Source organism: Lichenicoccus roseus (genome assembly GCF_005844085.1).
Lineage (GTDB): Bacteria > Pseudomonadota > Alphaproteobacteria > Acetobacterales > Acetobacteraceae > Lichenicoccus > Lichenicoccus roseus.
Genome location: NZ_VCDI01000004.1, coordinates 1 through 24,210 on the forward strand (window position 1 = coordinate 1; position 24,210 = coordinate 24,210).

20 protein-coding genes and 1 tRNA gene are annotated in these 24,210 nt (G+C 66.8%); 14 read left to right on the forward strand and 7 right to left on the reverse strand.

All coding sequences use genetic code 11. The annotated features are described in order from the left end of the window. Positions 1–366 precede the first annotated feature (366 nt). The 3 genes from FE263_RS12430 to FE263_RS12440 all read right to left on the reverse strand — a co-directional run bounded on the left by FE263_RS12430 (position 367) and on the right by FE263_RS12440 (position 4,338). Positions 367–1,263 carry a fructose bisphosphate aldolase gene (locus FE263_RS12430; protein WP_138326352.1) on the reverse strand — a complete coding sequence of 299 codons (897 nt, stop codon included), beginning with the start codon at positions 1,261–1,263 and terminating at the stop codon, positions 367–369. A gap of 118 nt (positions 1,264–1,381) precedes the next feature. Further along, positions 1,382–3,046, reverse strand: coding sequence for an alpha,alpha-trehalase TreA (gene treA, locus FE263_RS12435; protein ID WP_138326353.1), 1,665 nt, complete (start codon positions 3,044–3,046; stop codon positions 1,382–1,384). An 80-nt stretch (positions 3,047–3,126) separates the two neighbouring features. Then, positions 3,127–4,338, reverse strand: a complete 1,212-nt coding sequence (locus FE263_RS12440; RefSeq protein ID WP_171034085.1) for a PAS domain-containing protein — start codon at positions 4,336–4,338, stop codon at positions 3,127–3,129. 133 nt (positions 4,339–4,471) lie between these two features. On the opposite strand from FE263_RS12440, the gene FE263_RS12445 reads away from it, so the two are divergent. The 3 genes from FE263_RS12445 (at position 4,472) to FE263_RS12455 (ending at position 7,569) form a co-directional block, all read left to right on the forward strand. Beyond that, entirely contained in the window at positions 4,472–4,840 is a 369-nt protein-coding gene (locus FE263_RS12445; RefSeq protein ID WP_138326355.1) for a response regulator, read from the forward strand. A 96-nt stretch (positions 4,841–4,936) separates the two neighbouring features. Beyond that, complete coding sequence (locus tag FE263_RS12450; protein ID WP_138326356.1) at positions 4,937–7,204, forward strand: TonB-dependent receptor; 2,268 nt, start codon at positions 4,937–4,939, stop codon at positions 7,202–7,204. Between the two features lie 20 nt (positions 7,205–7,224). Next, positions 7,225–7,569: a hypothetical protein gene (locus FE263_RS12455; RefSeq protein ID WP_138326357.1), complete on the forward strand. Its 345-nt coding sequence runs from the start codon at positions 7,225–7,227 to the stop codon at positions 7,567–7,569. On the opposite strand, the gene FE263_RS12460 is transcribed toward FE263_RS12455, so the two are convergent. Together FE263_RS12460 and FE263_RS12465 are read right to left on the reverse strand one after the other, a co-directional pair. Next, positions 7,566–8,786, reverse strand: a complete 1,221-nt coding sequence (locus tag FE263_RS12460) for a glycosyltransferase family 87 protein (protein ID WP_171034086.1) — start codon at positions 8,784–8,786, stop codon at positions 7,566–7,568. The genes FE263_RS12455 and FE263_RS12460 overlap by 4 nt on opposite strands. 119 nt (positions 8,787–8,905) lie before the next feature. Further along, positions 8,906–9,196: a hypothetical protein gene (locus tag FE263_RS12465; protein WP_138326359.1), complete on the reverse strand. Its 291-nt coding sequence runs from the start codon at positions 9,194–9,196 to the stop codon at positions 8,906–8,908. A gap of 153 nt (positions 9,197–9,349) precedes the next feature. Between FE263_RS12465 and FE263_RS12470 the strand changes: the two genes are divergently transcribed. Continuing rightward, positions 9,350–9,742 (forward strand): sensor histidine kinase, encoded by a 393-nt coding sequence (locus FE263_RS12470; protein ID WP_138326360.1) that lies wholly within the window; start codon positions 9,350–9,352, stop codon positions 9,740–9,742. Between the two features lie 406 nt (positions 9,743–10,148). Continuing rightward, positions 10,149–11,867 carry a putative bifunctional diguanylate cyclase/phosphodiesterase gene (locus FE263_RS12475; RefSeq protein WP_171034087.1) on the forward strand — a complete coding sequence of 573 codons (1,719 nt, stop codon included), beginning with the start codon at positions 10,149–10,151 and terminating at the stop codon, positions 11,865–11,867. Between the two features lie 81 nt (positions 11,868–11,948). On the opposite strand, the gene FE263_RS12480 is transcribed toward FE263_RS12475, so the two are convergent. Next, positions 11,949–12,025 (reverse strand) — tRNA-Arg (locus FE263_RS12480). Positions 12,026–12,066: 41 nt separating this feature from the next. Further along, the gene (locus FE263_RS12485) at positions 12,067–13,188 is read right to left on the reverse strand and encodes an alpha/beta fold hydrolase (protein WP_171034088.1); all 1,122 of its coding nucleotides are present in this window, start codon (positions 13,186–13,188) and stop codon (positions 12,067–12,069) included. A gap of 35 nt (positions 13,189–13,223) precedes the next feature. On the opposite strand from FE263_RS12485, the gene FE263_RS12490 reads away from it, so the two are divergent. From FE263_RS12490 to FE263_RS12530, 9 genes are read left to right on the forward strand one after another with little or no spacing between them, the layout of a single operon-like run. Then, positions 13,224–13,439, forward strand: coding sequence for a zinc-finger domain-containing protein (locus FE263_RS12490; protein WP_138326363.1), 216 nt, complete (start codon positions 13,224–13,226; stop codon positions 13,437–13,439). Between the two features lie 22 nt (positions 13,440–13,461). Next, positions 13,462–16,251 carry a DNA polymerase I gene (polA, locus tag FE263_RS12495; protein WP_240759497.1) on the forward strand — a complete coding sequence of 930 codons (2,790 nt, stop codon included), beginning with the start codon at positions 13,462–13,464 and terminating at the stop codon, positions 16,249–16,251. Then, positions 16,248–16,856, forward strand: a complete 609-nt coding sequence (locus FE263_RS12500) for an SCO family protein (protein ID WP_138326364.1) — start codon at positions 16,248–16,250, stop codon at positions 16,854–16,856. Before polA ends, FE263_RS12500 begins: the two co-directional genes overlap by 4 nt. 45 nt (positions 16,857–16,901) lie before the next feature. Continuing rightward, positions 16,902–18,545 (forward strand): ABC transporter substrate-binding protein, encoded by a 1,644-nt coding sequence (locus tag FE263_RS12505; RefSeq protein ID WP_138326651.1) that lies wholly within the window; start codon positions 16,902–16,904, stop codon positions 18,543–18,545. Then, positions 18,542–20,173 carry an ABC transporter substrate-binding protein gene (locus FE263_RS12510; protein WP_240759501.1) on the forward strand — a complete coding sequence of 544 codons (1,632 nt, stop codon included), beginning with the start codon at positions 18,542–18,544 and terminating at the stop codon, positions 20,171–20,173. Before FE263_RS12505 ends, FE263_RS12510 begins: the two co-directional genes overlap by 4 nt. After that, complete coding sequence (locus FE263_RS12515; protein ID WP_138326365.1) at positions 20,170–21,180, forward strand: ABC transporter permease; 1,011 nt, start codon at positions 20,170–20,172, stop codon at positions 21,178–21,180. Before FE263_RS12510 ends, FE263_RS12515 begins: the two co-directional genes overlap by 4 nt. Further along, positions 21,180–22,154 (forward strand): ABC transporter permease, encoded by a 975-nt coding sequence (locus FE263_RS12520; RefSeq protein WP_138326366.1) that lies wholly within the window; start codon positions 21,180–21,182, stop codon positions 22,152–22,154. The genes FE263_RS12515 and FE263_RS12520 overlap by 1 nt, the downstream gene beginning before the upstream one ends. Next, on the forward strand, positions 22,144–23,127 hold the full coding sequence (locus FE263_RS12525; protein WP_138326367.1) for an ABC transporter ATP-binding protein: 984 nt from the start codon (positions 22,144–22,146) through the stop codon (positions 23,125–23,127). Before FE263_RS12520 ends, FE263_RS12525 begins: the two co-directional genes overlap by 11 nt. Beyond that, a complete protein-coding gene (locus FE263_RS12530) occupies positions 23,124–24,164 on the forward strand; it encodes an ABC transporter ATP-binding protein (RefSeq protein ID WP_138326368.1) in 1,041 nt (346 codons plus the stop codon). The genes FE263_RS12525 and FE263_RS12530 overlap by 4 nt, the downstream gene beginning before the upstream one ends. The last annotated feature ends 46 nt before the right edge of the window (positions 24,165–24,210 follow it).

Genomic DNA, 24,210 nt, shown 5'->3' on the forward strand with positions numbered 1-24,210 from the left:
GCCCTTGAGGACCGCAATGGTCCCGCGGGCAGAAGCGACGTCGTCTTCGACCAGAAGCACACGCATTTTCACCACCATCAGGATCACGACCCACGCGGATGATGAACTCACGTTCTCGTGAATACAAGTTGAAGCTGACGGTTATGACAAGTCGACGCAAGTAAACAGAAAATAACCAGACCAGTATACTGGGAATTACCGGCGCCTGCGAGACAAGGCTATCATATTGCGAGTTTGCAATGAAACCTCGGCGGGGCCTGAGTTTCGGTCCATGCAATCATTATCTGGAAGCACCTGGAGGACAACGGGCGGAGCCGATACCGGCTCCGCCCTTGCGAAACAATACTGACAAAGCTGCTCTGTTAGTCAGATCTTTACTGTGGAGGCCTGATAGATCTCGTCAATGGCAGCAGCGAGGGCAGCGTCGAACTCGGCATCGCTCATCGCCGCCCTGAGTTCGTCGATCAGGGCCCGCGAGAAGCTCGCGATCATGCCGTGGTTGGCCGCGAGGCGCCGGCAGGCATCGGAACGCTTGTAGCCACCCGAAAGCGCCACCACGCGCGCCACCCGGTCGTGCGCAATCAGCGGCGCGTAGGTGTCCGGCACATCCGGGATGGTCAGCTTCAGCATGACCTGCTGGCCGTCCGGAAGGGCATCCAGGCCCTTCCGCAGCTCGGCCAGCAGGATGGCCTCCGCCGCCGCCTTGTCGGGACTCTTGATCGAAACCTCCGGCTCCAGGATCGGCATCAATCCGTGGCGCGAGATCTGCGCCCCGATCTCGAACTGCTGGCGTGCGATGGCGGCGATGCCCTCCTGCGACGGCAGGTTGACCACCGAGCGCATCTTGGTGCCGTAGACGCCGAGCTTCACGGCGCGCTCCAGCAGGGCATCCAGCCCCGGGATCGGCTTCATCAGGCTGACCCCGTCGCGCTCGGCCTCCAGTCCCTTGTCGACCTTCAGGTACGGCACGATACCGCGCTGCTCCCAGAGATAGCTAGGCACCGGACGGCCTTCCGCCTCGCCGTCCATGGTCTTCTCGAACAGGATGGCACCGATGACCTTCTCGCCGGTAAAGGCGGGCGAGGTCATGATCCGCACGCGCATCTCGTGCATCTTCTGGAACATCTCGGCCTCGCCTTCATAGGCGCTGTCCGGAATGCCGTAGGCACGCAGCGCCCCTGGCGTCGATCCGCCGCTCTGATCGAGCGCCGCGATGAAGCCGGCCTTCCCATGGGCCTGCTTCGTCATCCTGCTATCGACCATGATCGTCATCCTTGTCCTGGTTGCTGCACCGGGCGGTCTCCGGCTCCTGCCGGCCACCCCGGTCAAATCGGCCGAAATCTGACATGCCGCGTCGAGATCGTGCAATCCTCCGAGGCGCTCACCGGTTGCGGTTCAGGGGAGCGGTCAGCGAGACCGGCTGGATCGCCGAAGCCTGCGGCGCCGTGGATCGGGCCGACGCGGAACTCCCGGCACCGGCCTTCAGCCCGGGATAGTCGGCGTACAGTCCGAGCTGCACGCCGTTGGTCCAGCCGAAGCCGATCTGGGTGGCATACTCGCCGCCCGCGCCGGCACCACCATCGGTGCGGGTGACATCGTATTTTTCCACCAGCTTGCCGAGGCTGCCGAAGCCGGCGCTGACATTGGCGGTCCAGCGCGCCGCGATGGTGTAGGCGAGGTCGTTCTCGCCGTAGTTCCGGAAGCCCTCGGTGGCGAGCCACTGCACCGGCGCCCAGCCATTCGGGAAGTCCCATTGCTGGCCGCTGGCGATCGTCGTGGTCGCCACGCCGCCGACCTGCAGCAGGCGCTGGCGCAGCGAGACCGCCACCTTGTGCGCCTGGGCCTGCGTGGCGATGCCGAACACCAGCGGGTAGACGGTGGCGGCCGAGTATACTCCGGTGCTCTTGCCGGTGCTGCGCAGGATGTCGACGAAGGCGCCGGAGCTGTCGTCCCACATCAACCGCTGGATCGCCGCCTTGCGGACGGCGGCAGCGGCGGCATAGCGCGCGGAGGCCGCCTGGTTGCCGGCCTGCTGCTCACCGACTGCCAGCGCCGCCTCTAGGCCGTACAGCAGGCTGTTGAGGTCGGGCGGCACGATCTCGGTGGTGCGTATGGTGGACAAGGTCTTGCCGTCGGTGAGCCAGCGCGAGGAGAAGTCCCAGCCAGACTCCGCCGCCGCACGCAGGTCGCGATACACCGTCGTCGCGACGCGGCCGGATCCGGTGGCGGTGGCGACATCGTCGGCGTAGGACTCGTCGCGGGGCGCGTCGCGCTCGTCCCAGTAGCGGTTCAGCACGGTGCCGTCCCAGAGCCGGACCACGTTGTGCGCGGCAGCCCCCGGGGCGAGCCCGTCGGCGCCGCGCATCCAGTACGCGTATTCGGTGAGCAGCTCCGGCAGGTACTGCCGGAACACGCCGGCGCCGCGACGCCTGGCCACCAGTGCCAGCATGGTCGCGAAGAAGGGCGGCTGCGAGCGGCTCAGGTAATAGGAGCGGTTGCCGTTCGGAATGTGCCCGAAGGTCCGGATCTCGTAGGCGAAATCGTCGATGATGGCGTCCGAGAGGTCGCTGCGGCCGGACTGCTCGAGGCCGACCAGGTCGAAGAAGGTGTCCCAGTAATAGAGCTCGTTGAAGCGTCCGCCGGGGACGACATAGGGCTGCGGCAGCGGCAGCAGCGACGCATACGGCGAGCCGGCCGGCGCGGTCTGGGTCAGCGTGGTCCAGAGCCCGTCGATGTAGCTGCGGATCGGCTGGCCCGCGGAGGCCAGCGGAATGGTCGGGCCGGGCGGACCCGACGTGAACGCCAGGTCGACGAAGCCGGCGAGCGAGAACCCCGGCTGCCGGCGGGCGAGGGCGTACAGGGTGTTGATGGCGAACGGCGGTGCCTTGGGGACCAGGTCGCAGAAGGTCTTCTGGTCCGGATAGAGCGGCGTCAGCTGCGCCGCCGGGAACAGGGTGGGGAATTCCAGCGACGGCGGCGCCGGCTGCGCCTCGGTCGCGACCGACAAGGCAAGCGTCCCCACGGCGACCAGGATGGTGCGATACATGACGTCCCCCGACAGCTTCTTGTTGCCGGCATCATCGAGCCGGCAGGAAACCGGTCAAGGCGTGTAACGATCCGTTGCGATCACATCGAGGACATTGCGTGTGACGCCGGCGGGACGACCTGCGGGAACACCAGCCTGATTGTGGTCCCGACGCCCGGCTTGGACTCCAGCTCGAAGCGGCCACGCGACTGCTCCACGAACCCCTTCACCATCGACAGGCCAAGCCCGGTCCCCTTGCCGAGCGCCTTGGTGGTGAAGAACGGCTCGGTGGCGCGCCGGGCAACCTCGGCATCCATGCCCGATCCGCGATCGGTGACCGCGATCTCGATGGCCGGCGTGCCGTCAGGCCCGGACGGCGGCCGCAGCCGGGTGCTGACGCCGATGCTGCTTCCGGCGGGTACCGCGTCGGCGGCGTTGCGCACCAGGTTGAGCAACGCCATTTCCAGCTGGCTGGCATCGAGCGACGTCACCAGCGGCTCCGGCGCGAGGTCGAGCGTGACCTCCACCGTCGATCCCGCCATCTGGTCGAGGATGCTGTCGCAGTTGGCGAGCGTCTCGTTCACGTCCAGCAGCTGGTCGTCATGGAACTGCCGCCTGGCGAAGGACAGCATCTGGTCGGTCAGCTTCGATGCCCGCCTCGCCCCCCAGCTGGCGCGCTCGATCTGCTTCGCCCGTCGCTCGCTGCTGGGTTCGACCGCCAGCCGCTCGAGGTTGGCCAGCACGATGGTCATCAGGTTGTTGAACTCGTGCGCGAGGCTGGACGCCATCGCGCCAAGGGTCTCCATGCGCTGCGACTGCTGCAGCACCGCCTCGGCATCGCGCCGCCGCGTCACGTCGATCTGGCTGGCGAAGTGGTAGACGAGGTTGCCGCCGGTATCGATCACCGGGCTGATGAACAGTGCATTCCAGAACGAGGATCCGTCCTTGCGGTAGTTCACCATCTCGAGATGCACGTCCTGCGAGGCGCGAAGCGCGCGGCGGATCTCGTCGATGGCTTCCGGATCGGTGCCGTCGCCCTGCAGGAAGCGGCAGTTCCGTCCGATGATCTCCTCCTGGCTGTAGCCGGTCAGCAGCTCGAAGGCGCGGTTGCAGAACACGATCGGGTTGTCGGGCTGGTGCGGATCGGTCAGCACCATCGGCATCCGGCTCATCTGGACGGCGGCAAAGAAGATGTCGGTATGACCTGCCTTGGTGCCCGCGGCGGCGCCTCCCGACGCGATCACGTTGCGTCCGCCGGACACGTGGTGTCCGGGTGCCTCTGGCGTGTCAGTCGGATCGGTCGGTTCGGTCATCGTGCATCCATCCAGGCCGGCGCCCCGCACTGTTCCGATCACACCGGCGTATATTCGCCGGGGTGCCCAGGACACCCGGAGGAACGATAGAGCCGGCACCGCGTCTGGGTTCCTGAAGTCGGAGACCATTCGCGTGTGTGTGCTGCTGGTGGAAGACGAGACCCTGATCCGGGAGGTCATGGCGGAGAGCCTGCAGGATGCCGGCTACGAGGTGGTGGAAGTCGATAGCGGCTCCGTCGCCGTCGAGATGCTGCGCCAGCCGCCCCGTCGCTTCACCGCCCTGGTGACCGACTTCCACATGCCGGGCGGGGTGGACGGTTCGCAGGTGGCGGCAAGCGTCCGGGAGAAGTTCCCGGAGATCCCGGTCATCATCGCGTCCGGTCGCCCGGAGGCGCTGCAACCGCGCTGGCGCGATGATTACGACTACCGGCTGCTCAGGAAGCCCTACCTGCCGAGCGAACTGATCACGCTGCTGCACACCCTGATCGGACCGCCTGCCTAGCGCTGGCTCTCCTTAAGGACGGTTGTCACCAGAGTTTCATGCCGTTCAACCGGTCCAGAAACTAAGACGGGACGTCAGCATCTCGTCAGGCTTCTCGTGATCAAAGATATCGGTGCCGTTCGGCCGCTTGTGGCACTTGCCCTCGGCATCCTGACCCCCTGCGCACTGGAGCGGCCGGCCGCGGCGCAGGCTGCCCCGCCGGCGCTGCCCGGAGCCGCCAAGCCGCCGCCGGCTCGGCCGCCCGAGCCCACCGAGCATGTCCAGGTCAACGGGCATGTCTTCCCCGGCGCCGCCACGGCGCAGGCGCCGTCGCAAGGATCGCTCAAGCAGATCCAGCCGACCGCGGTGATCGGCCAGCGCTTCATCCAGGAGAACGTGCCGGCTACCTCGAACTACGACGACATCATCCGATTGACGCCGAGCGCCATGGATATCGATCCGAACGGACCCGGCCTGCAACAGGATTTCGGGCAGAGCATACGCGGCCTGCAATACACCCAGTTCAGCGTGCTGTTCGACGGGGTCCAGGTTCCGGGCTCGCCAAGCAACCTCTCGCCGCAACCGGCGGCCTACTTCGTCGCGCACGATCTCTCCGGCATCGTCGTCAACCGCGGTCCGGGACCCGCCTCGACCGTCGGCTCGGCGACCTTCGGCGGCGACGTCGAGCTCACTTCGCGCGATCCATCCACCACCATGCGGTTCAATCCGTACGCCACCTTCGGCAGCTTCGGGACCAAGCTCTACGGGCTGCAGATCGATACCGGAAAGCTTGGCGGAATATTCGGCGACGGCCGCCTGCTTATCGACATCCAGCGCAACGAGAGCCGCGGGGCCTTGACGGGCACGAGCGACGAACGCCGCAACCTGTTCGCCAAGTATGTCCAGCCGATCGGCGTCGACACCGTCCTGACCGCGGCGGTCAATCTCGACAACGCCGTCACCGATACGCCCTACGGCACGCCGCTGGCCCTGATCAACGAGTATGGCCGCAACTTCTCGCTGAACGCCGACCCGCGTTCGCAGGCCTACGGTCCATACAACCGGGACAACTACACGACGGATTTCGAATACATCAAACTCGATCATGATTTCGGCAGCGGGCTCAAGGTCTCGGACCAGGCCTATACGACAGCCTTCTATCATCGCGGAACACAGACCTCGGACACCTCGCTCAGCACCCCGAACCTCACCACCACCGCAACCCGGTCGTACTACCTGAACGGCGTGCGCACGACCTTGGACAACGATGTTCCGGGGGCAGCCTACAAGAACGACTACCGTGCCTGGGGCGACATCCTGCGCCTGACCTATGATACGCGCTACGGCCAGCTTCGCACCGGCGCCTGGTTCGAGACCGAGGACAACCCGCTCTACAAGACCAACGTGGTGCTGACGCGCGACGACCTGCCCTACACGACATCGCGGACGGCGTCGCCGTTCCAGTATGACTATTTCGACCGCCTGACGACGGCGCAGCCTTACATCGAGTTCGCGTGGAAGCCGACGACGCGGCTGACGGTGACGGTCGGAGTCAAATACAGCTCGGTCACCCGCGAGCTGAAGGGACCGCTGGTACGCACCATCAAGGGGCCGGCGAACGACAACGCGACCTACAACAAGGCGCTGCCCTCGATCGACGTGAACTACCGGGTCGCGACCGGGCTGTCGGTCTATGCGCAGGCCGCCAAGGGCTTCCTGACGCCGCCGCTCAACGTGTTCTACGCGTCCATCGTGAACAGCGTGCAGCCGTCAAGCACCGACAACTACCAGGTCGGAACCGTGTATCAGCACAAGTGGCTGTCGGCGGATGCCGACCTCTATTACATCCGTTACCAGGACTACATCGCCGCCACCACGCTCGGCACCAACACGCTGTACACCAACCAGGGCTCGGCGCATTTCAAGGGCGTGGAAGTCGAGGCGACGGCGCAGATCGGATACGGCTTCGCGTTGTACGCCAACGGTTCGCTCAACGATGCCAACTATCTCAACGGCGCGTCGGTCGCCCAGGCACCACGCCGAACCGCCGTCGCCGGCCTGCTGTTCGACCGCGCCAATGTGGCGCTCGAAGGCGACCGGGTCGGGTTCTCCCTGCTCGACAAGGATGTGGGGCCGCAATGGGGCGTGGATACCGGCTTCGTCAACAAGTACCCGATCAAGTCATACGACACGCTCGATCTCTCCGTGCATTACATCCTTCCGGTGCTCCATGGTCGTCGTGTCGAACTCGGCATGCAGGCGACCAACCTGTTGAACAATCTCAGCCTGATCGGCTACGCGGGAGCCGCCGCCGGGAACGGTGCGCCGCTCTACTGGGTCCATCCCGGCCGCGGCCTGTTCTTCAATATCGCCGCCGTCATCTGACGGTGCCGGGGAGCCGTCCCATGCATCCGCAACGCCTGTTGTTCATGTCAGCACTCGCCCTGCTGGGCCTCCTCCCCGCTGGCCAGCCAGCCGTTGCCGAGGCGGCCGGGCCGAGTTGCGCAGCCATCCGGTCCAGCTTCCAGACCGGCGCCTTCGACGGCCGGGAAGCCATCGTCGATGCGTTGCAGGACCATCTTCGCGCCGCGGGCGCCGACAAGCCGCTCGGGCGGGACGGCAAGGTCCAGGCCATCCTCATGGCCGTCCTGCGCTGCCAGGCCCTGGGACAGGGGAATTTCTTCCGCGCCCTGGATCGCACGGTGGCCCAGGTCGAGCAGGAGCGCGCGCAACGGCACGGCCACGACTAGGCTCGGTCGTAGCCGATCGTGGCCGGCAGCTCGCTTCGGGCGATGATCGTCATGATCGCGAACAGGAAAAGAAGCGGTGGCGTCGCCGCTGAAAGTATCGCCAGGGCCGGAATGCCCAGGGCTTTCATGACGAAGGGTGGATTGACCAGGGCGCTCGACCAGACGAGTATCGCAACGATGGTGATGCCCGGCCCGCGGACTTGCCGGGGCGACGTCAGGACCAGTGCGGCGGCGAGGGCGGACAGGACGGCGTCGTAGTTCGAGATGTGCGGCGCGCCGAGGGTGGCCGCCACCATGAAGACGATCATGCGGCGCCGCGTGTCCAGGATGGTGGCAAAACTCCAGCCGACGATGCCGGCGGCCGCCAGCGACGCGATGAGCTGGCCGACACCGGCGATACGCGATGAAAAACCAAGCACCAGGAGGTGCGCATCCATGCTCTGCCCGGAGTAGCGTCCGGTCTCCTGCCAGGCGGCGAAATGCGCGTCCGTCCCGGAGATGAAATGGATCCAGGAAAGCCATGGATCCGCGCCCAGCATCGCCACGCTGAGGGCCAGCAGGGCTGCCGCTCCGAGGGTGAAGCCGATGCAGGCTCTACGGTTGCCTCCGCAGACAAGGGCTACCGGCACCAGCAGGGCGAACTGGGGCTTGAGCGTGAGGAGGGAGAGCACCAGCCCGGCCGCCAGGCCCCTACGCCGAAGGACCGCGAGGCCGGCGAGGATGATGCTTGCGGCGATGAAGCTGACCTGCCCCGCGCCGATGCACCACCCGGTGCCCGGCGAGAGGACGACAAGAAGGATTGCAAGGTCCCGCGCGGATCCGGTCGGCCAGCAGCGCGCCATGCAGGAGAGCAGCACGATGAGCGAAGCCGCGATCATGACCGGATAGATGAAACCGAACGGAAACGCGCCGATCATCATTGCGAACGGCAGCATCGTAGGCGGATAGACCCATGGGTGCAGGCCTGGGGGCACCCTGAGCCAGGCCTGGTGCGTCTTCACGAGGAGTTCGGTGAAGCGGCTGCCGTCGGCCAGGGTCGCGTAGTCTCCCAACTCCGCCAGCCGGCCGGCGGTGTGGAACACCATCAGGTCCGATCCGGGCGCGTTGCGGTAGAAGATCAAGCCCAAGCCGAAGCCCAGCAGGCCGAGGCACAGCATCGGCAGATAGACGATCGACGATGTGTGTAGGTCGGCCCCCGGGAGGGGAGGAACGGTCATGCGATCATCGGTCTTCATCCGATGAAGCTGCGCGGCCGGGATGAAGGAAACTCTAACCGCACGGTACTCGAACCAGGCATTTTGATCGTTCTGGACTTGTGGTGTTCGGGAGTGGACGCCTAGCTCATGCTGGTCGTCTGGCCATCGAATTGCGAGGGCCGGCGCATCCTGCCTACACCCGACGCCAGATCCTCCATCCTGCAGAGCTTTCGCAACACGGTGATCTTGCGCCTCCGCGCGGAAATCTGAGACGGACCGGCGGCGTGGGCGCGATCCTTAACCAGCCAGACCTTCCTGAGGTCTCGCTGGCGCATGCGCTGGAAGATGCGGTGCGCGTCGCCTGCCGGCGCGGCAATCTCCTCGGGAAGCGAAGGCTGTTGATGCAGGACCGGCCGAACGTGGCTGTTCACGCATCCAGAGGTAAGGACTTGTTAACGACACCGGTCCATACTGATGTTTGACACCTTCATTTCCTGGCGTCACCGGCAATACCAGAACACCCAGGCGAGCGCGACATCGGCGAGGCTGCCCTTTCGCGTCTCGTCCAAGCGAAGGATGTCGAGATGCTTGAAGCCACATCAATCTGTGACGGGTTCGTTGATATCGATCTCGAAAGGCTTGAGACGCTATCCAGCGAAGAGACCGACATGTTGCCGTATGGTGTGGTCGCCCTCGACCAGGAGGGACTGGTCGTCGCATACAACAGAACGGAGGCCAGACTTGCAGGATTGCCCGCAGCCTCGGTGATCGGCTCGCACTTCTTCCTGAGCATTGCACAGTGCATGAACAACTTCATGGTGGCGCAGCGTTTCGAGGACGAGAAGGAACTCGATACAGTCATAAACTACATGCTGACCTTCCGGATGCGCCCGACCCCGGTTCGCCTGCGCTTGCTGCAGGGCGCCGCCGCATCACGCCGTTGGATCCTCGTCGACCGGAGCATGGTCGGTGGATAGCATCGCAAGCATATCCCTCGCGAGCGAGAACGAGGACCTCCTGAAGTTTATCTACGCCTGTCCCCTGGGGGTCGCCGAGATTACTGCCGACGGAGCTTTCGGTCTGATCAATCCGCTGGCGATGCAGTTGCTCCTGCCAATCTCGAGGGATTGGTCGGGCAACCTGTTCCAGATCATGGGGCCATACGCGCCGGAACTCCGCAGCCTGATCGAAGCGTTTCCAGCGGAATACGGCAACGTGTGCGAGAACCACCGGGTATTCGTCAGCGAGACCCGCGTGCTGTCCTGCACCCTGGTCAAGCTTGGTGCGGAACGCTGCATCCTGACCATCGCCGACGTGTCCGGACAGGTGGCGCAGGAGCGATCCCTCGCACGCGCGGAAGGCGCCCGGCACCAGGCGGAGGCCATGCTGGAACTGGCGCACGAACGGGCGCTTGCGGACCGGGAAATGGGTATCCAGAATGGCCGTCTTAGCGCAGCGCTCGGCAACATGTCACAGGCGCTTTGCATGTTCGACCATGCCGGCAGACTTATCGTGGCGAACAACCGCTTGTCCGAGATGCTCGCCCTCGATCACGGCGATGTCGCCGCCGGCTCGACCATCGAGGAGATCCTCGCGCATGCGGCGCTGCCGCAGAATGATGTCGAGTCTCTCTCATTGGGCCTGCGAGAACTGGTAGCCGTCGGGCAGCCCGGCGGCTGCAGCGTACACCTGCGTGATGACCGTACGCTGGCAGTAAGCTACGTTCCGATCAAGGGCGACGGCTGGCTGCTGACCCTGGAGGATATATCCGAGCGACGGCTTGCCGAGGCCAAGATCAGCCACATGGCGCACCATGACGCCCTGACCGGCCTGCCGAACCGCTTGCTGTTCCACGAGCGTCTGCGCGAGGCGGTGGCGCGCAGCCTGCGCGGTGAGACCTCCGCCCTCCTCTGTCTTGACCTCGACGGTTTCAAGGCAGTCAACGACACCCACGGCCACCCGGTGGGTGATGCCCTGCTGCAGGAAGTCAGCCACCGCCTGAAGCAACAGGTGCGCGCGATCGATACGGTCGCCCGCCTGGGCGGCGACGAATTTGCCATCGTGCAGTCCGGCCTCGACCAGCCGCAGGACGCGACCGTGCTCGCCAACCGGCTGATCGAGGTGCTGAGCGAGCCCTACGAGCTTGAAGGCCAGCAGGTCGTCGTCGGAACCAGCGTCGGTATTGCCCTCGTTCCCCGGGATGGACGCGATCCGGACCAGCTCCTGAAGAATGCGGATACGGCGCTCTACGCTGTGAAGGCGGCCGGACGGGGTAGCTACCGTTTCTTCGAGCAGGGCATGGATGCCACCATGCAGGCCCGGCGGACGCTGGAGATCGACCTCCGCAAGGCCATCATCGAGAAGCAGTTCGAGGTCTATTACCAGCCGCTCATGAACATCAAGGCCGGCATCGTGATCGGCTTTGAAGCCCTTCTGCGCTGGAACCATCCGCAGCGCGGCCTGGTGCCTCCTGGCGACTTCATTCCGCTGGCCGAGGAGACAGGCCTCATCATACCGATCGGCAGGTGGGTACTGAACCAGGCCTGCAAGGACGCAAGCACGTGGCCCGGCCGGATTGGCGTCGCGGTCAACGTGTCGCCCATCCAGCTTGGCTCCCCGACCCTGGTGGAGGACGTGTCCGCCGCACTGCAATCTTCAGGACTGGCGTCGGACCGGCTCGAGATCGAGATCACCGAGACCGTCATGCTCGACGACACCGAAGGAACACTCATCATCCTCCACAAGCTGCGCGATCTCGGGCTCAGTATCTCAATGGATGATTTCGGTACCGGATATTCCTCGCTCAACTCGCTGCGGAGGTTCCCGTTCAGCAAAGTCAAGATCGACCGCTCCTTCATCGAGGGCCTCGGAACCGGCCAGGAATGCAATGCGATCGTGACCGCGGTGACGGACCTGTGCGAGACCCTCGGCATGATCACGCTGGCCGAGGGCGTCGAGACCGAGGAGCAGTTGCGGCAACTGCAGATTGGCGTCTGCGTCGAAGCCCAGGGCTATCTCTTCAGCAAGGCACGTCCCGCCGCGGACATTGCGGCGCTCTGCCTTCTCCTGTCGCAGCCGTCGGGGACCGTCGCCGCCCACTGACCTCTGGAGCGTGCTCTGCGCCCTGAGGGCGGCACACCAGAGCGAAAGCGCCATCCAAGTCGCTGTGATCATGGAATTTGGTGGCGGACCCGAAAGGATTCGAACCTTCGACCTTCGCCTTCGGAGGGCGACGCTCTATCCAGCTGAGCTACGGGTCCCGCCCGGGTTGCATAGCCCGGCGAGCCCGCCCTGCCAAGTCTCAGCCGCCGCCGGCGAGGCCGTCCAGCCCGGCCGGGAGCAACAGCGGCACCCGGGTCTCCCAGCCGGCGCCGGCGGTCCAGGCCGCCGCTGCGACATCCGCCCCCGAGGGCAGCGCGCGATCGGGATCCTGGATCCAGGACACCACGTCCCCGATCACCGAGGCACGGCCCATGTCACGCATCAGCAGGTGGTAGCCGCGCGGGTAGTAGGCCCGTCGCACCAAGGCCGGCAGCCGGCGCCAGGTGGCGGCCATGGCGGCGGCCGGGACCAGATCGTCATGCGCGCCGTAGGCGATCAGCACCCTGCCCCGCACGCTCGACGCATCCCCCGCCGCCTGCGTCATCAACTGCACCAGGCCCCGCAAGGCCGTGGTCCGGCTGCCCACCAGGGTGAGCGGGTCGTAGGAGAGCCGGTAGAGGGCAGCGAGGTTGTCGCTCGCCACCACATGCAACGAGACCTCGCGGCCGGTCAGGCTCCAGTCCGGGGTAAAGGTGGAAGCGGCCCAGAGCGAGGCGGTCAGCAGCGGGCTCATCTGCGTGCTGCTCCACACTGCAGGCGCCAGCAGGACGACGCCGGCAAACACCGGATGGTCGGACCGCGCAGCCAGGCACAGCGCCACCGCACCGCCCATGCTCTCGCCCATCACATAGAGCGGCAGGCCCGGCTCGGCGACGGCAGCCAAGCGCGCCATCTGCGCGGCGTCGTCGACCAGCCGGTCGGTGCCGGGCCATCGCCCACGCCCGGGCGCCGCACCGAAGCCGCGCTGGTCCGGCGCGAATACCGCGATACCCTGCCCCGCCAGCGCCGGACCAGCCAGCTCCCAGGCGTCCCGGCTGTCGTTGAAGCCGTGCAGGGCGAGCACCACGGCGCGCGTGCGACCCGGGGGCGGTAGCCACGCCCGCACCGGCATGCGTGCGCCATCGGTCAGCGTCCAGGTTAGATCGGGCGGCACCAGCCGGCGATCGGCGGCGTGCGCGCGCCATGCGACGAGGTGGGCGGCATCGGTCCTGGAGGGGCCGCCGGCGCAGGCCGCCAGCAGCGGCAGGGCGAGCAGCAGGCGAGACAGCCGGACGACTGGCGGGAGACGGAGGTTTATGCGCACGGTCTTCCTGCGTATCATCGCCCGATCATACCGGCCACAGACGAGGCGCATCCATGCCGTTCGGCGCATCTACCCCTACCCCGCAGCTCGGCGAGATCGAGACCATCGTCGTCGACAGCCGGGTGGTGGCCTGCGACGGCGGCGACGGGCCGCTTGGCCATCCGCGCGTCTGGCTGCGCATCGTCGAGAGCCAGACCTTCTGCCCGTACTGCTCGCGGGTCTACGTCCTCGACCAGAACGCGGCCGACGCCGGCGATACCGGCCACTGATCCGCCTGTGCCGGAGCCTGAAGTGACGGAAATTATCGAGATCGAGGCGGAAATCGCGCCCGACACGCTCGCGGACGCGCATCTCGTCCTGATCGACGGCTCCGGCTTCATCTTCCGCGCCTTCCACGCGCTGCCGCCGATGAACCGTGCCGACGGCACCCCGGTGAACGCGGTGTACGGCTTCACCAACATGCTGGCGCGCTTCCTGCGCGACCATGTCGGCAGCCATCTCGCGGTCATCTTCGATGCCGGCCGCCTCACCTTCCGCAATGAGCTGTACGGCGACTACAAGGCGCACCGTCCGGAGCCGCCGCCCGAGCTGATCCCGCAATTCGCCCTGGTACGCGACGCCACCGCCGCGTTCGGCATCCCCGCCATCGAGCTTGCCGGCTGGGAAGCCGACGACCTGATCGCCGCCTATGCGAAGGCGATGGTGGAGGCCGGCGGCCGCTGCACCATCGTCTCGTCCGACAAGGACCTGATGCAGCTGATCCGGCCCGGTGTCGACATGCTGGACCCGATCAAGCAGAAGCCGATCGGCGAGGCCGAGGTGCGTGACCGCTTCGGGGTCGGTCCGGACAAGGTGATCGAGGTGCAGGCGCTGATGGGCGACAGCGTCGACAACGTCCCCGGCGTGCCGGGCATCGGGCCGAAGATCGCGAGCACCCTGGTGGCCGAGTTCGGCGACCTCGAGGCCATCCTCGCGGCGGCGCCGTCGATGAAGCCGTCCAAGCGGCGCGACATGCTAATCGAACATGCCGAGGCCGCTCGCATCTCCCGCCGGCTGGTGATCCTGCGCGACGACGCGCCGCTGCCATTGCCGATACGCGAGCTCGGTTTCGCGCAGCCCGATCCGCCGCGCCTCGCCACCTGGCTGGACGGCATGGGCTTCCGCTCGATCAGCCAGCGCCTCGGGGTGGATGGCCAAGCAGTTCCCGCGGCACCGGCGGGGACACCCGCCGTCCCCGTCGCCGCCGGCTCGGAGAGCGTGCCGTTCGCCGGCTACGAGACCGTCACCGATCTCGCGGTGCTGCAGGCCTGGATCGCCGAGGCGCAGGCCGCCGGGGTGTGCGCCATCGACACCGAGACCGACGGGCTGGATCCGATGCGCGCCAACCTGGTCGGCTTTTCCCTCGCATCGACACCAGGACGCGCCTGCTACGTGCCCTTGCTGCATGACGGCGACCTGGAGAATCCGGTCGGCGCGCAGATCGAGAGCAGGGCTGCGATCGAGGCGCTGGCCCCGCTGCTGACCGATCCCGGCACGCTGAAGGTGCTGCAGAACGCCAAGTTCGACCTGCTGGTGCTGGAGCACGCCGGCGCCCCGCGTGCGAGCCCGATCGACGACACCATGCTGATCTCCTACGCGATGGAGGCCGGCAGCCACGGGCACGGCATGGACGAGCTGTCCGCGCGGCATCTCGGACATACTCCGGTCACCTACGACCAGGTCACCGGCACCGGCCGCAACCGCATCCCATTTGCCCGCGTGGATCTCAAGCGTGCCACCGACTACGCCGCAGAGGATGCCGACGTCACCCTGCGGCTGTGGCGCACGCTGCGGCCCTTGCTGCGCCCGAACAGATCGCTCGCCCTCTACGAGCAGCTCGAGCGGCCGCTGATACGCATCCTGGCCGACATGGAGCAGGCCGGCATCAGCGTCGATGCGGTCGAGTTGCGCCGGCTGTCGGAGGATTTCTCGCAGCGCATGGCGGTGATGGAGACCGAGATCCACCGCCTCGCCGGCCGCAGCTTCAACCTCGGCAGCGCCAAGCAGCTCGGCGAGATCCTGTTCGATGAGATGTCGCTGCCCGGTGGCAAGCGGATGAAGACCGGTGCCTGGGGTACCGACAGCTCGGTGCTGCAGGCGCTCGCCGAGCAAGGCCACGACCTGCCGGCGCGCATCCTGGAATGGCGCCAGCTCGCCAAGCTGAAATCCACCTACGCCGATGCGCTGGTCGAGGAGATCAATCCGACCACCCAGCGCGTGCACACCTCGTTCCAGATGGCGATCACCTCGACCGGGCGTCTCTCGTCGAACGAACCCAACCTGCAGAACATCCCGATCCGCACCGAGGAGGGCGGCCGCATCCGCCGCGCCTTCATCGCTGCCCCCGACCACGTGCTGGTCTCTGCGGATTATTCGCAGATCGAGCTGCGCCTGCTGGCCCATGTCGCCGGCATCCCGGCGCTGAAGGAGGCGTTTGCCGAGGGCCAGGACATCCATGCGCGTACCGCCAGCGAGGTGTTCGGGGTTCCGATGCAAGGCATGGACTCCGCCACCCGCCGCCGCGCCAAGGCGATCAATTTCGGCATCATCTACGGCATCAGCGCCTTCGGACTGGGCCGCCAGCTTGGCATCCCGCCGGGCGAGGCGCGCAGCTATATCGACGCCTATTTCGCGCGCTACCCGGGCATACGCGACTTCATGGAAAGCACGCGCGAGGAAGCCCGCCTGCACGGCTACGTGCTGACCCCGTTCGGGCGGCGCTGCTGGATCCCCGGGATCGCAGAAAAGAACCCCGCCCGACGGGGATATGCCGAGCGACAGGCCAGCAACGCGCCCCTGCAGGGCGGTGCCGCCGACATCATCAAGCGCGCGATGGTGCGGCTGCCGGCGGCGCTGGCCGAGGCGGGGCTCGCCGCACGGCTGCTGCTGCAGGTGCATGACGAATTGCTGTTCGAGGCGCCGGAGAGCGAGGCCGAAGCGCTGCAGGCGCTCGCCAAGCGGGTGATGGAGGGCGCCGCCAGCCTGTCGGTGCCGCTGGTGGTGGAGACCGGGCACGGCCATAGCTGGGGCGACGCGCATTGAACCGTGCCGCCGCTTCCCTTGCCGGTATCGGCGCCGCGTTGCTTCTGGCAATGGGCGGCCTGGCGCTGGTCGATCCCTCGACCATCCTGCATCCGTTCGGCGCACCATCGGGCGACAGCGCCCCTCCGGCACTGGGCGGCCCGTTCAACCTCACCGCTCCGGACGGGCGCTCGGTCAGCGATGCGGATTTCCACGGCAAGTGGATGCTGGTCTATTTCGGCTACACGCACTGTCCGGACGCCTGCCCCACCGCACTCAACAATATCGCCAACGCCCTCGACCTGATGAAGGCGAAAAGGGCGGACATCGCGCCGGTGTTCATCACCGTCGACCCCGCGCGCGACACGCCGGCGGCGATGGGCCGATATACCGGCCTGTTCGACCGGCAGATCGTCGGCCTGACCGGAACGCCGGCGCAGATCGAGGCCGCCGAACGCGAGTATCGCGTCTACGCCGCGCGGCACGACGAGAAGACCGGCGGCTACTCGATGGACCACAGCTCGATCCTCTACGTGATGGACAAGACCGGACGGTTCCGGGAATTCATCGACGGGGCGGCCAGTCCACAGGATATCGCGGCCAGGCTGCGAACGCTGGACAGCTAGGTGCGTCCGCCGCTTCTGCGATGCCTGCTGGTCGCTCTGCCGGTGATGGCCGGGAACGCCTTCGCCGCAGACCCGGCCGCCTCGCCGTACCAGTCCGCGCATCGCGGCGGAACGCTCCGGCTGACCGCGGATGCCAGCGGCGGCACGCTCGATCCGCAGATCAACTACGTGAGCACCAACGCGCAGATCTTCGCAGTCACCAATGACGGCCTGACCACCTACGCCCATGTGGACGGTCCAGGCAGCGCCGTCGTCGTGCCCGACCTCGCCGACAGCCTGCCGACGCCGCTGGATGGCGGCCGCACCTATGTTTTCCATCTGCACCCGGGTGTGCGCTTCTCCACCGGCCAGCCGGTACGGCCGAGCGACGTGCTGGCGACGATGCAGCGCATCTTCAAGGTTGGCAGCCCGACGGCGGGAAGTTTCTACGGCGGCATCGTCGGCGCGGCGCACTGCCTCAAGGATGCGCTTCATTGCACGCTCGCGGGCGGCGTCGAGGCGGATGATGCGGCCGGCACCGTCACCTTCCACCTGACCCAGCCGGATGGCGAGTTCTTCGACAAGCTGGCGATGCCGCACGCCTCCGTCGTACCCGCCGATACGCCCGGCCACGATCTCGGCAACGTGCCCGCAGCCGCTACCGGGCCCTACGAGATCACCGAGTTCGACCCAAATCATGGCATGGTGCTGGAACGCAACCCGTATTTCCGGGTGTGGAGCGCCGTCGCCCAACCGGAGGGCTATGTCGACCGGATCCAGTATGATTTCGGCCTGGGCGACGAAGCGCAGGTCACCGCCGTCGAGAATGGCCAATACGACTGGATGTTCAACAACAAGCCGCTCGACCGGCTGGCCGAGCTCGGCGATCGCTACGCGTCGCAGGTCCACATCCAGAACATGTTCGCGATCTTCTACATGCCCATGAACATGAACCTGCCGCCGTTCGACAACCTGGAGGCCAGGCAGGCGGTCAACTACGCGGTCAATCGCCGGGCCATGGCAATACTGTTCGGCGGCAGCGCGGTGGCCGATCCGCTCTGCGAAATGGTGCCGACCGGTATTCCCGGCCGCATCGACCGCTGCTTCTACAGCAGCGGCGCGGACCCCGATCATTCCGTGCCAGCCTGGCAGAAGCCCGATCTCGCCCGCGCCCGCGCGCTGGTCGAGGCAAGCGGCACCAAGGGCGCCAAGGTGACGCTGATCGCGCCCAACCGCGCCATCGATGTCTCGATGGGACTGTATCTGCAGAACACCCTGCAGCAGATCGGCTACGACACCTCGGTCAAGTTCGTGACCGACTCCGTTGCCTTCAACTATATCCAGAACACCAGCAACAAGGTGCAGATCAGCCTCACCGACTGGTATGCCGACTACCCGGCGCCCTCGAATTTCCTCGACGACCTGTTCGGCTGCGAGAATTTCCATCCCGGCTCGGATTCCTCGATCAACATCTCCGGCGTCTGCGATGCGCATCTGCAGGCCACCATGGATCGGGCCGGACGCATCTCGGTCACCGATCCCGCAGCCGGCAACGCACTCTGGGCGCAGGCCGGGCGGCAGGTCATGAAGCTCTCGGCGGCGGCTCCGCTGATACAGTTCAAGTATGTCGACCTGGTGTCGCGCCGGCTCGGCCACTACACCTACACGTTGCTGACTCACATGCTGTTTTCCCAGGTCTGGGTCCGGTGAGGTGGCTGGCGGCGGCGGCGATGATGGCGGTCGCGATGCCGGCCGCCGCACTCGCCGTCGATCTCCATCGTGGCGGCACGCTGCATCTCACCGCCAGCAGCGGCGTCGACACGCTCGATCCGCAGATCTCCTACAACAGCCAAAGCACCGAGCTGTTTGCCGCCGTCTATGATGGACTGGCGACTTTCCCGAAGGCGGCCGGAGCCGACAATGCGGTCGCCGACCTCGCCGAGGCGCTGCCGGTACCAACCGACGCAGGTCGCACCTATCGCTTCATCCTCCGTCCCGGCATCCGCTTCTCCAACGGCCAGTCCTTGACGGTGGACGACGTCGCCGCGTCGCTGCGACGCATCTTCAAGGCTGGCAGTCCGACCGCGGGCAGTTTCTATGGCAATATCGTCGGCGCCCAGGCATGCCTGCGGTCACCGGCGGACTGCACGCTTGCGGGTGGCGTGGTGACCGACCCCGCGATCCGCGGTATCACCATCCGCCTGGTGCATGCGGACCCGGAATTCCTCGACAAGCTTGCCTGGACCCACGCCAGCATCCTGCCAGCGAGCGCGCCGCCGCACGACGCCGGCGACACCCCCTTGCCAGGCACCGGCGCCTACCGCATCGTCTCGTACGACCCGCATCACGGCATGCTGCTCGACCGCAATCCCTATTTCCACGAATGGGACGCGGTGGCGCAGCCGGATGGCCATGTCGACAGGATCCGCCTCGACTACGGCCTCGACGAGGAAGCCGAGATCACCGCCATCGAGAATGGCCAGTTTGACTGGATGTACGAGAACAAGCCGCTCGACCGGCTCGGCGAGATAGCCGGACGCTATACCGCACAGGTTCATGTCTTCGACCTGCCGAGCCTGTACTACCTTGCGATGAACACGCGCCAGCCGCCGTTCGACCGGCTGGCTGCGCGACAGGCGGTCAATCTCGCGGTCGATCGCAGGGCGGCGGTGCTGTTCATGGGCGGCCCTGGCGCGATGCTGCCGGCCTGCACCATGCTGCCACGCGGCATCACCGGCCATGTGCCCGACTGTCCGTCGCTCGGCGCCGGCAGCCCGGATCGCCTGCGGCCCGATCCCGTCCGGGCCCGCGCGCTGGTGGCGGCCAGCGGCACCCGGGGCATGCGGGTGATCCTGGTGGTGAACGCCAGCCGCAACGAGGACGCCCTCGGCGAAAACCTCCGCGAGACGCTGTCTCGGATCGGCTGGGACGCGGAGGTCCGCAGCATCACGCCGGCGGTGCAGTTCAACTACATCCAGAACAGCGCCAACAAGGTGCAGATCAGCCTGACCGGCTGGGATGCGGACTATCCCGGACCCGCGGACTTCCTGCAGGTTCTTTTCGACTGCCGCAACATCCATCCCGGCTCGAACTCGTCGATCAATATATCCGCATTTTGCGATCCGGCCGTGCAGGCGATGTTCGACCGCGCCAACGCCACGCCCGATACCGTCTCGCGCGCGGCGCTCTGGAGCGCCATCGACCGCCGCGTCATGGAGCAGTCTCCGGTGGCGCCCCTGGTGCAGCGCCGCTATGTCGACTTCGTGTCGAGGCGCCTCGGCCACTACGTCAACGCCGGCATCTACCACATGCTGTTCTCGCAGGTCTGGGTGCAATGAGCGCGACACATCCCGCCACCCGCCGCTCCGGTCCCTGGACCACCGCCATGACGACGTTGCTGCGCGACCGCGCCGCGATGATCGCGCTGGCGGGGCTGCTGCTGATCATCGCCGCCTGCGTGCTGGCACCTGTCTATGCGGAAGATATCGCGCACACCGACCCCTTCCAGAGCGACGTAGCCGCCACCGTCATGGTGCATGGCCAGGAACTCGCGGTGATGCAGCCGAACGACAACCCGCTGCATCTCGGCCTCACGCCGCTGGCGCCGACCTGGCATCCGTCCGCCTACCTGCTCGGTGCCGACAGCCAGGGACGCGACGTGATGGCGCGGCTGCTGTATGGCGGCCGCAACTCGCTGCTGATCAGCGCCGCCGCCACCGTGCTCTGCATCCTAATGGCGGCGTTCGTCGGCATCGTCTCCGGCTTCTTTGGCGGCGTCGTCGATGCGGCGCTGTCGCGGCTGATGGACATCATGTGGGCAATCCCGGTCTACCTGTTCGCGATCTCGCTCTCCATCGTCACCATCAGCCAGGGCCTGCGCATCGGCCCGTTCACCATCCGGAGCGACAACCTGCTGCTGCCGATCGGGATCATCGCGCTGGTCTATGTCCCGTATGCCGCGCGTCCGATACGCGGCCGCGTGCTCACGCTGCGTCGCAGCGAATTCGTGCTCGCCGCCCGTGGCCTCGGCGTCCCGCGGGGGCGCATCCTGCTGCGTGACATCCTGCCCAATGTCAGCTCCACGCTGATCGTGCTGGCGCCGTTGCTGATGGCACTGGCGATGCTGGCGGAGAGCGCGCTGTCGTTCCTGTCGATCGGCGTGCAGGCGCCGGCGGCGAGCTGGGGCACCATCATCCAGGACGGCCAGGGCCTGATCTACACCCGGCCGATGGTGGCGATCGCGCCGGGGCTCGCCATCGTGCTGACGGTGCTGGCGCTCAACATCCTGGGCGACGGGCTGCGCGACGCGCTCGACGTGCGCGAGACCAGCCGGAGGCGCGGCTGATGGCGATGGCGCTGCTGCGTCGCCTCGGCCAGACGGTCCTCGTGCTGTTCGGCATCAGCGTGCTGGTATTCCTGGTGTTCTTCGCAACCCCCGGCGCCGATCCGACCGCGCGTATCGCCGGCCGCAACGCCTCGCCCGAGACGATGGCGCTGATCCGGCACCAGTATGGCTTCGACCGGCCGTTGCCGGTGCAGTACGAGCGCATGATGGTCAGCCTGTTCGTCACCCGCGACCTGACCTCTTTCGTCGACCATGGCGAGCGCGTGGTGCCGGAGGTGTTCCGCGCCGCCCCCGTCACGCTGTCGCTGGTGTTCGGTGCCGCCATCGTCTGGGTGCTGGCCTCGATCGGCATGGGCACGCTGGCGACCGCACTGCGCGGCAGCCTGGTGGATCGCGGGCTGATGATCCTGGGCCTGATCGGGATTTCGATGCCGGTATTCTGGCTCGGCGAAGTCATCAACCTCGTCACCCAGAGCCGGATGCACGACAGCTGGATGTTCTCCTGGGTGCCCGGCCTCGGCTACGTGCCGCTGACGCAGGATCCGGTGGGCTGGTTCAAGGTGCTGGTGATCCCGTGGATCACGCTGGCGATCCTGTTCATCGGCATCTACGGCCGCGTGCTGCGTGCCGATCTCGTCGCCGCCTACAGCGAGGATTTCATGCGCACCGCGCAGGCAAAGGGATTGTCGGCCAGCCGGGTGCTGTTCCGGCACGGGCTGCGCACCTCGATGATCACCTTCGTCTCCCTGTTCGGGCTGGATTTCGCGCAGCTGGTCGGCGGCGGCGCGCTGCTGACCGAGGTGGTGTTCGGCCTGCAGGGCGTCGGACGGCTGACCTACCAGGCGCTGTCCAACCTGGACCTGCCGCTGATCATGGCGACGGTGATGTATTCGGCGGTGTTCGTCGTGCTGGCCAACGCGCTGGTCGATATCCTGTATGTGCTGCTCGATCCCAGGGTGCGCGATGCAGGATGAGCTGTTCGCCGCCCGCGACCTGACGATCGCGCTGCCCGGCTCCCAGGGCAGCATGATCCGCATCGTCGAGAACCTCAGCTTCTCGCTGGCGCCGCGCGAGATCCTCGGCATCGTCGGCGAGTCGGGATCCGGCAAGAGCATGACGGCACTCGCCATCATGGGGCTGATCGACGTGCCGGGGGCCCGCATCACCGGCTCGATGCTCTTCAAGGGCCAGGAGCTGGTCGGACTCGGCGCGCGGGCACTTCGTCGCCTGCGTGGCCGCGAGATCGCGATGATCTTCCAGGACCCGATGACGGCGCTGACGCCGGTCCACACCATCGGCTGGCAGATCGACGAGCAGATCCGCGCTCATGAGAGCCTGAGCCGCGCCGGCGCCCGTGCGCGCACCATCGACCTTCTCGGCGAGATGGGCGTGCCGGATCCGAGGCGTGCCGCCGACCGCTATCCGCACCAGCTTTCCGGCGGACTGCGGCAGCGCGCGATGATCGCCATGGCGCTGTCCTGCAACCCCTCGCTGCTGATCGCCGACGAGCCGACCACGGCGCTCGACGTGACGGTGCAGGCGCAGATCCTCGACCTGCTGCGGCGGCTCCGGCACAATTTCGGCTCGTCGGTGCTGCTGATCACGCATGACATGGGCGTCGTCGCCGAAACCTGCGACCGAACGCTGGTGCTGTATGCCGGCAACGTCGCCGAGCGTGGCCCGACCGGCGACATCTTCGCGCATCCCGGCCACCCCTACGCGCGCGCGCTGCTTGCCTCGATCCCGCCCCTGCATGGGGTGCGCCCGAGCCGGCTGCTGTCCATCCCGGGACAGCCGCCAAGCCCCGCCGAACGCCCGGCGGGCTGTCCGTTCCGGCCGCGCTGTCCGCAGGCGCATGCGCAGTGCGAGCAGACCCCGCCAATGGTCCGGCGCGGCGAGCAGGATATCGCCTGCGTGCTCGCGGCGCCCGAGCCCGTGCAGGCATGACGCCAATTATTGAAGCGCGCTCGCTGGGCAAGCACTACCGGGTCGCCGGAGGAGGATTGTTTGGGCAGTCGCGGCGCACGCTGCGGGCTCTGGACAACGTTTCGCTTCACGTCATGCCCGGGGAGACGCTCGGCATCGTGGGCGAGTCCGGCTGCGGCAAGTCCACCCTCGGCCGTTGCCTGCTGCGCCTGACCCAGAGCAGCAGCGGCCGCGTGTTGTTCGAGGGGGAGGATATCACGACGCGAAGCGAGCGCGCGTTGCGCCGCCTGCGCCCGCGCATGCAGATGGTGTTCCAGGACTCCTATGCGTCGCTCAACCCGCGCCGGCGTATCGCCGACCTGCTGTCCGAGCCGATGCGCGTGCACAGGCAGCCAAGCGGCGCCCCGCACGACCGCAGCTTCATCGCACAGCGGCTGCGCGACCTGCTCGACCTGACCGGCCTGCCGATCAGCGCGCTCGACCGCTATCCGCACGAGTTTTCCGGCGGCCAGCGCCAGCGTATCAACATCGCCCGCGCGCTTGCCTTGCAGCCCAGCCTGATCGTTGCCGACGAGCCGGTCTCGGCACTCGACGTGTCGATCCAGGCGCAGATCATCAACCTGTTCACCGACCTGCGTGAAACCCTGGGCCTGACCTACATCTTCATCGCGCACGATCTCAGCGTGGTGCGGCAGATCGCATCGTCGGTTGCCGTGATGTATCTCGGCGCCATCGTCGAGCGCGGTGGGACCGACAGCGTGTTGCACGCACCGGCGCATCCCTACACGGCGGCTCTGATCACCGCGGTGCCGGAACCGGTGGTCAGCGCGGGAGCCCGGTCCCGGGTCATCCTCAAGGGCGATGTGCCGAGCCCGGTCTCACCGCCGCCCGGCTGCCGGTTCCACACGCGCTGTCCGAAGGCCGAGGCGCGCTGCAGTGTGGAGATCCCGGCCCTGCGTCCGCTCGTGCCCGCCCCGGACGAGGCGCTCCACGAGGTCGCCTGTCATTATCCGCTCCATCCCGCCAGCAACGTGCCCGACCGGTACGCGACAGGGTAAGCGCTTTCGTTTCCGCAGGCACGTTCGCTCCGGCTCTCACCCGCTT